7 protein-coding genes are annotated in these 6,465 nt (G+C 72.4%); all 7 read left to right on the top strand.

Annotated elements, in window-relative coordinates; translation table 11 throughout:
* Positions 1-46: 46 nt before the first annotated feature.
* The 7 genes from aroC (at position 47) to nusB (ending at position 6,237) form a co-directional block, all read left to right on the top strand.
* Entirely contained in the window at positions 47-1,231 is a 1,185-nt protein-coding gene (gene aroC / locus ACFZDE_RS30020) for a chorismate synthase (RefSeq protein WP_391004877.1), read from the top strand.
* The gene (locus ACFZDE_RS30025; RefSeq protein ID WP_391205010.1) at positions 1,228-1,743 is read left to right on the top strand and encodes a shikimate kinase; all 516 of its coding nucleotides are present in this window, start codon (positions 1,228-1,230) and stop codon (positions 1,741-1,743) included. Before aroC ends, ACFZDE_RS30025 begins: the two co-directional genes overlap by 4 nt.
* Complete coding sequence (aroB, locus tag ACFZDE_RS30030) at positions 1,740-2,831, top strand: 3-dehydroquinate synthase (protein ID WP_391004881.1); 1,092 nt, start codon at positions 1,740-1,742, stop codon at positions 2,829-2,831. Before ACFZDE_RS30025 ends, aroB begins: the two co-directional genes overlap by 4 nt.
* A 198-nt stretch (positions 2,832-3,029) precedes the next feature.
* Entirely contained in the window at positions 3,030-3,872 is an 843-nt protein-coding gene (locus ACFZDE_RS30035; RefSeq protein ID WP_391205012.1) for a Pro-rich N-terminal domain-containing protein, read from the top strand.
* Positions 3,873-4,064: 192 nt separating this feature from the next.
* A complete protein-coding gene (locus ACFZDE_RS30040) occupies positions 4,065-5,180 on the top strand; it encodes a M24 family metallopeptidase (RefSeq protein WP_391004885.1) in 1,116 nt (371 codons plus the stop codon).
* A 53-nt stretch (positions 5,181-5,233) separates the two neighbouring features.
* Complete coding sequence (gene efp, locus ACFZDE_RS30045) at positions 5,234-5,800, top strand: elongation factor P (protein WP_030843148.1); 567 nt, start codon at positions 5,234-5,236, stop codon at positions 5,798-5,800.
* 2 nt (positions 5,801-5,802) lie between these two features.
* A complete protein-coding gene (gene nusB / locus ACFZDE_RS30050; RefSeq protein WP_381458843.1) occupies positions 5,803-6,237 on the top strand; it encodes a transcription antitermination factor NusB in 435 nt (144 codons plus the stop codon).
* Positions 6,238-6,465 lie beyond the last annotated feature (228 nt).

Raw genomic sequence — 6,465 nt, forward strand, 5'->3', positions numbered from 1 at the left:
GCGCGTACGCAGGGCAGTACCAGAGCGCGAGCACTGAGGAGCACCGTTGAGCAGGTTGCGCTGGCTGACCGCGGGGGAGTCCCACGGTCCCGCACTCGTGGCGACGTTGGAGGGCCTTCCCGCCGGCGTGCCGATCACCACGGACATGGTGGCGGACCATCTCGCGAGGCGGCGCCTGGGCTATGGACGCGGTGCCCGGATGAAGTTCGAGCGTGACGAGGTCACCTTCCTCGGCGGCGTCCGGCACGGCCTCACCCTCGGTTCCCCGGTCGCGATCATGGTGGGCAACACCGAATGGCCGAAGTGGGAGCAGGTCATGGCGGCCGACCCGGTCGACCCGGAGATCCTCGACGGGCTGGCCCGCAACGCCCCGCTGACCCGCCCCCGTCCCGGTCACGCCGACCTGGCGGGCATGCAGAAGTACGGCTTCGACGAGGCCCGGCCGATCCTGGAGCGCGCTTCGGCGCGTGAGACGGCCGCTCGCGTCGCGCTGGGAGCGGTGGCCCGGTCGTACCTGAAGGAGACGACGGGCGTCGAGATCGTGTCGCATGTGGTGGAGCTGGCGGCGGCGAAGGCGCCGCGCGGCGCCTACCCGACCCCGGCCGACGTCGAGAAGCTGGACGCCGACCCCGTGCGCTGCCTGGACGCGGACGCCTCGAAGGCGATGGTCGCGGAGATCGACCAGGCTCACAAGGACGGCGACACCCTCGGCGGCGTGGTCGAGATCCTCGCGTACGGCGTGCCCGTCGGTCTCGGTTCGCATGTGCACTGGGACCGCAAGCTGGACGCCCGGCTGGCCGGTGCCCTCATGGGCATCCAGGCGATCAAGGGCGTCGAGATCGGCGACGGCTTCGAGCTGGCGCGGGTCCCCGGTTCCAAGGCGCACGACGAGATCGTGAAGACCGACGACGGCATCCGGCGCACCACCGGCCGCTCCGGCGGCACCGAGGGCGGCCTGACCACCGGCGAGCTGCTGCGCGTGCGCGCCGCGATGAAGCCGATCGCGACCGTGCCGCGCGCCCTGCAGACCGTGGACGTCACCACCGGTGAGGCCACGCAGGCCCACCACCAGCGCTCCGACGTGTCCGCGGTCCCGGCCGCCGGCATCGTCGCCGAGGCCATGGTGGCCCTGGTGCTCGCGGACGCGGTGGCCGAGAAGTTCGGCGGCGACTCGGTGGCCGAGACCCGCCGCAACGTGACGTCGTACCTCGACAACCTCGCCATCCGATGAGCGGCCCGCTGGTCGTCCTGGTCGGTCCGATGGGCGTGGGCAAGTCCACCGTCGGGCAGCTGCTGGCCGAGCGGCTCGGGGTGTCCTACCGGGACACCGACGACGACATCGTCGCCGAGCAGGGCCGGAGCATCGCCGAGATCTTCGTCGACGAGGGCGAGTCGGCCTTCCGGGCGATCGAGAAGGCGGCGGTGCGGCGGGCGCTCGGCGAGCACGACGGCGTCCTGGCCCTGGGCGGCGGCGCGATCCTCGACACCGACACCCGCGCACTGCTCGCCGGGCAGCGAGTGGCGTACCTGTCGATGGACGTCGAGGAGGCGGTCAAGCGCACCGGCCTCAACACGGCCCGCCCGCTGCTCGCGGTCAACCCGCGCAAGCAGTGGCGCGAACTCATGGAGGCCCGCCGCCACCTGTACGAGGAGGTCGCCACCGCCGTGGTCGCCACCGACGGCCGGGCCCCCGAAGAGGTCACCGAAGCCGCCCTGGACGCACTGGAGTTGAAGGAAGCATGAGCGAGGCAGTCACGCGGATCCAGGTCGGCGGCACCGCGGGGACCGACCCCTACGAGGTCCTGGTGGGCCGGCAGTTGCTGGGCGAACTCGGCGCTCTGATCGGCGAGAAGGCCCAGCGGGTCGCGATCATCCACCCCGAGGCGCTGGCCGAGACGGGTGACGCGCTGCGCGCCGACCTGGCCGAGCAGGGCTACGAGGTGGTCGCCGTCCAGGTGCCCAACGCGGAGGAGGCCAAGACCGCCGAGGTCGCCGCCTACTGCTGGAAGGCGCTCGGCCAGTCCGGATTCACGCGCAGCGACGTCATCGTCGGCGTCGGCGGCGGGGCCACCACCGACCTGGCCGGGTTCGTCGCGGCCACCTGGCTGCGCGGGGTGCGCTGGATCGCCATCCCCACCACCGTGCTCGCCATGGTGGACGCGGCCGTCGGCGGCAAGACCGGCATCAACACCGCAGAGGGCAAGAACCTCGTCGGAGCCTTCCACCCGCCCGCCGGTGTGCTCTGCGACCTGGCCGCGCTGGAGTCGCTGCCGGTCAACGACTACGTCTCCGGCCTCGCCGAGGTCATCAAGGCGGGCTTCATCGCCGACCCGGTCATCCTCGACCTCATCGAGTCCGACGTACAGGGTGCCCGCACCCCGGGAGGCCCGCACACGGCGGAGCTCATCGAGCGCTCCATCCGGGTCAAGGCCGACGTCGTGTCGTCCGACCTCAAGGAGTCGGGCCTGCGCGAGATCCTCAACTACGGCCACACGCTGGGCCACGCCATCGAGAAGAACGAGCGCTACAAGTGGCGCCACGGCGCGGCGGTCTCGGTCGGCATGCACTTCGCCGCCGAACTGGGGCGCCTCGCGGGCCGGCTGGACGACGCGACGGCCGACCGCCACCGCGCGATCCTCGAAGCGGTCGGGCTGCCCCTGCACTACCGGTACGACCAGTGGCCCAAGCTGCTGGAGACCATGAAGGTCGACAAGAAGTCGCGCGGCAACCTGCTGCGCTTCATCGTCCTCGACGGTCTGGCCAAGCCCACCGTCCTGGAAGGACCCGACCCGGCCGTACTGCTCGCCGCGTACGGCGAAGTGGGGCAGTAAGCACCCGGGTGCGCCTTCCGCACCGAAACAGCCTTACGGAGCCGGGCACTTCGGGCCGCCCCCGGCCGTTCACACATCGACGACCGGGGGCGGTACCGTTCGGATGGGGGTCCCCCCCAGGCCCTTTAGGCTGTGGGGGAAAGCGGGTTCGCCCCCGCTGTCAGCGCCCATCGCCTGTACGAGACGGAGTGGCACCGGATGCAGCACGCAGTGGGTTCTCCGCTGCCGCCGCCCCATCAGACGGGGCACGGACCGGCCACGGGCTGGTCGCCGGCCGCACATCACCCGGGCCCGCAGCACGCGGGCGCGCACCAGGGCCCCGTGCCCGTACCCCCGGCGCCGGGATATCCGGCGCCCCCGCCCGGAGCGGGCCCGGCATCCGCCCCGCCGACTCCGGAGACCACCGGGCATGTGCCGCTGCCGCCGGGCGGCCCGGTCGCCATGCCGATGGCCCCGCCCGCCGCGACCGTCCCCGACCCGGCCGGCACGACCCTCGCGGTGCTGCTCATCGGCCCCGCCGGCGCGGGCAAGACCAGTGTCGCCAAGTACTGGGCGGACCACCGCCGGGTCCCCACGGCCCACATCAGCCTCGACGACGTACGCGAGTGGGTCCGCTCCGGCTTCGCCGACCCCCAGACCGGGTGGAACGACAACTCGGAGGCGCAGTACCGCCTGGCCCGCCGCACCTGCGGCTTCGCCGCGCGGAACTTCCTGGCGAACGGCATCTCCTGCATCCTCGACGACGCGGTCTTCCCCGACCGCCCGGTCGTCGGCCTCGGCGGCTGGAAGCGCCATGTGGGGCCCGGTCTGCTGCCGGTCGTACTCCTGCCGGGCCTGGAGATCGTCCTGGAGCGCAACGCGGAGCGCTCGGGCAACCGGCGGCTCTCCGACGAGGAGGTGGCCCGCATCCACGGCCGCATGGCCGGCTGGTACGGCTCGGGCCTGCCGATCATCGACAACTCCCAACTGGACGTCCCGGAGACGGCACGCGTACTGGACGAGGTCCTGGCCCGCTCCATCGCGAGCCCACCCCAGTGGTGAGCGCCCCGTAGTACGCGCCCCAAAGGGGCGCGGGGAACTGCGCGACAGGCCCCCACGCAGCCGCGGACGGCATACGACCCCGCGCGGCACCCCGTCTCCCGATCGGCACCCCGCACACCCGGACATCTCAGACACCGCCCACTCAGACCCCCTCAACCGGCACAAAACCGGCGCAGCCCATACGCTCGGGTCATGTCAGAGGTGTACGCGGCCCGCCGGACGCGTCTGAGGGAATACTGCAACGCGGGCGGCAGCGCGGCGGCGCTGATCTCCCGCCCCGCCAACGTGCGCTACCTCGCGGGCGCCGCCCCGCAGGGCGCCGTTCTGCTGCTGGGCAGGACCGAGGAGCACGACCTCCTGGTCAGTGCCGCAGCCGCGGCCGACCGCCCCGCGCAGGAGCGCCCCGACGAGGCCTTGCGCGTCCACACCCTGCCCGGAGTCGGCGCCGGTGACCCGGCCGTCGCGGCCGCGGGCCTCGCCGCCGGCCAGGGCGCCGAATCCCTCGCCGTGGAGGAGCACCACCTCACCGTGGCCCGCCACCGCGCCCTCGGCTCGGTCGCCCCCCGGCTGCGTCTGGCGAACCTCGGCAGCGTCGTCGAGCAGCTCCGGGTCGTCAAGGACGAGGAGGAGATCTCCTGTCTGCGCATCGGCGCCGAGATCGCCGACCAGGCCCTCGGCGAGCTGCTGGAGTCGATCCTGGTCGGCCGCACCGAGCGTCATCTCGCCCTGGAACTCGAAAGACGGCTCGTGGACCACGGTGCGGACGGTCCGGCCTTCCCGACGTCCGTCGGCGCCGGGCCGAACGCGGGCCGTCCCGGCCACCGGCCCACCGACCGCCGGGTCGAGGAGGGCGACTTCCTCTCGGTCTGCCTGGGCGCGACGTACCGCGGCTACCGCTGCGAGATCGGCCGCACGTTCGTCATCGGCACGGCTCCCGCGGACTGGCAGATCGAGCTGTACGACCTGGTCTTCGCGGCGCAGCGGGCCGGGCGTGAGAGCCTGGTACCCGGCGCCGCCTGCCGGGACGTCGACCGTGCGGCCCGTCAGGTGCTGGACTCCGCGGGGTACACGGAGGGCCTGACGGTCCTGACCGGACACGGCGTGGGGCTCGAAATCGACGAGGACCCTCAATTGAGTCCTGCGGCCATGGGTAAACTGGACGCTTGCGTGCCAGTCACCGTCGAACCGGGGGTCCACCTCCCGGGCCGGGGCGGTGTCCGGATCGATGACACGCTCGTCGTCCGCCCCGAGGCGGACGGCGGACCCGAGCTACTCACCATCACGACCAAGGAGCTGCTCGCCCTGTAGCCAGGCAGGCGCGTGCCCCGGGGTCGTACGTCAGTCCAGGAGATTCCGCAACCGTGGCTTCCACGAACGACCTCAAGAACGGCATGGTGCTCAAGCTCGAAGGCGGCCAGCTCTGGTCCGTCGTCGAGTTCCAGCACGTCAAGCCCGGCAAGGGCCCGGCCTTCGTGCGCACCAAGCTCAAGAACGTGCTCTCCGGCAAGGTCGTCGACAAGACCTTCAACGCCGGCGTCAAGGTCGAAACGGCCACCGTCGACAAGCGCGACATGCAGTTCTCCTACATGGACGGCGAGTACTTCGTCTTCATGGACATGGAGACCTACGACCAGCTGCACGTCGACAAGAAGGCCGTCGGCGACGCCGCGAACTTCCTGATCGAGGGCTTCACCGCCACGGTCGCGCAGCACGAGGGCGAGGTGCTCTTCGTCGAGCTGCCGGCCGCTGTCGAGCTCGTCATCCAGGAGACCGAGCCGGGCGTCCAGGGCGACCGCTCCACCGGTGGCACCAAGCCCGCCATCCTGGAGACCGGCCACCAGATCAACGTGCCGCTCTTCATCACCACCGGTGAGAAGATCAAGGTCGACACCCGCACCAGCGACTACCTCGGCCGGGTGAACAGCTAACCGTGGCTGCCCGCAACACGGCCCGTAAGCGCGCCTTCCAGATCCTCTTCGAGGGGGACCAGCGCGGCGTCGAGGTGCTGACCGTCCTCGCGGACTGGGTCCGGCTCTCCCGGGCGGACACCCGGCAGCCGCCGGTCAGCGAGTACACGATGGAGCTGGTCGAGGGCTACGCGGAGCACGCGAAGCGCATCGACGAGCTGATCGCGCAGTACGCCGTCGGCTGGACCCTTGACCGGATGCCCGTCGTCGACCGCAACATCCTGCGGCTCGGCGCCTACGAGCTGATCTGGGTCGACGGGACGCCGGACGCCGTCGTCCTCGACGAGATGGTGCAGCTGGCGAAGGAGTTCTCCACGGACGAGTCGCCCTCGTTCGTGAACGGCCTGCTCGGCCGGTTCAAGGAGCTCAAGCCCTCGCTCCGCCGCGACGAGGTCTGAGACGGACCACCTGCCGGAGGGCCCGCGGAGTCACCGCCGCGGGCCCTCCGGCGTTCCCGCACGTCCTGTGTGCGGTGTGGGGACGTCAGAGCCGCACAACGCCGCCGGGGGGGGGGGGGGCCCCCCGGGGGGGGCCCCCCCCCCGCCCCGGGGGGGGGGGGGCGCCCCCCGGGGGGGGGGGCCCCCCGGGGGGGCCCCCCCCCGGGCCCCCCCCCGCCCCCCCCCCCC

The organism is Streptomyces sp. NPDC007929, from assembly GCF_042959065.1.
GTDB lineage: Bacteria > Actinomycetota > Actinomycetes > Streptomycetales > Streptomycetaceae > Streptomyces.

What these genes read in the sequence shown, in the direction of transcription:
- ACFZDE_RS30025 (WP_391205010.1), top strand. Translation starts at nt 1,228, where the DNA reads ATGAGCGGCCCGCTGGTCGTCCTGGTCGGTCCGATGGGCGTGGGCAAG.
- aroB (WP_391004881.1), top strand. Translation starts at nt 1,740, where the DNA reads ATGAGCGAGGCAGTCACGCGGATCCAGGTCGGCGGCACCGCGGGGACC.
- ACFZDE_RS30035 (WP_391205012.1), top strand. Translation starts at nt 3,030, where the DNA reads ATGCAGCACGCAGTGGGTTCTCCGCTGCCGCCGCCCCATCAGACGGGG.
- ACFZDE_RS30040 (WP_391004885.1), top strand. Translation starts at nt 4,065, where the DNA reads ATGTCAGAGGTGTACGCGGCCCGCCGGACGCGTCTGAGGGAATACTGC.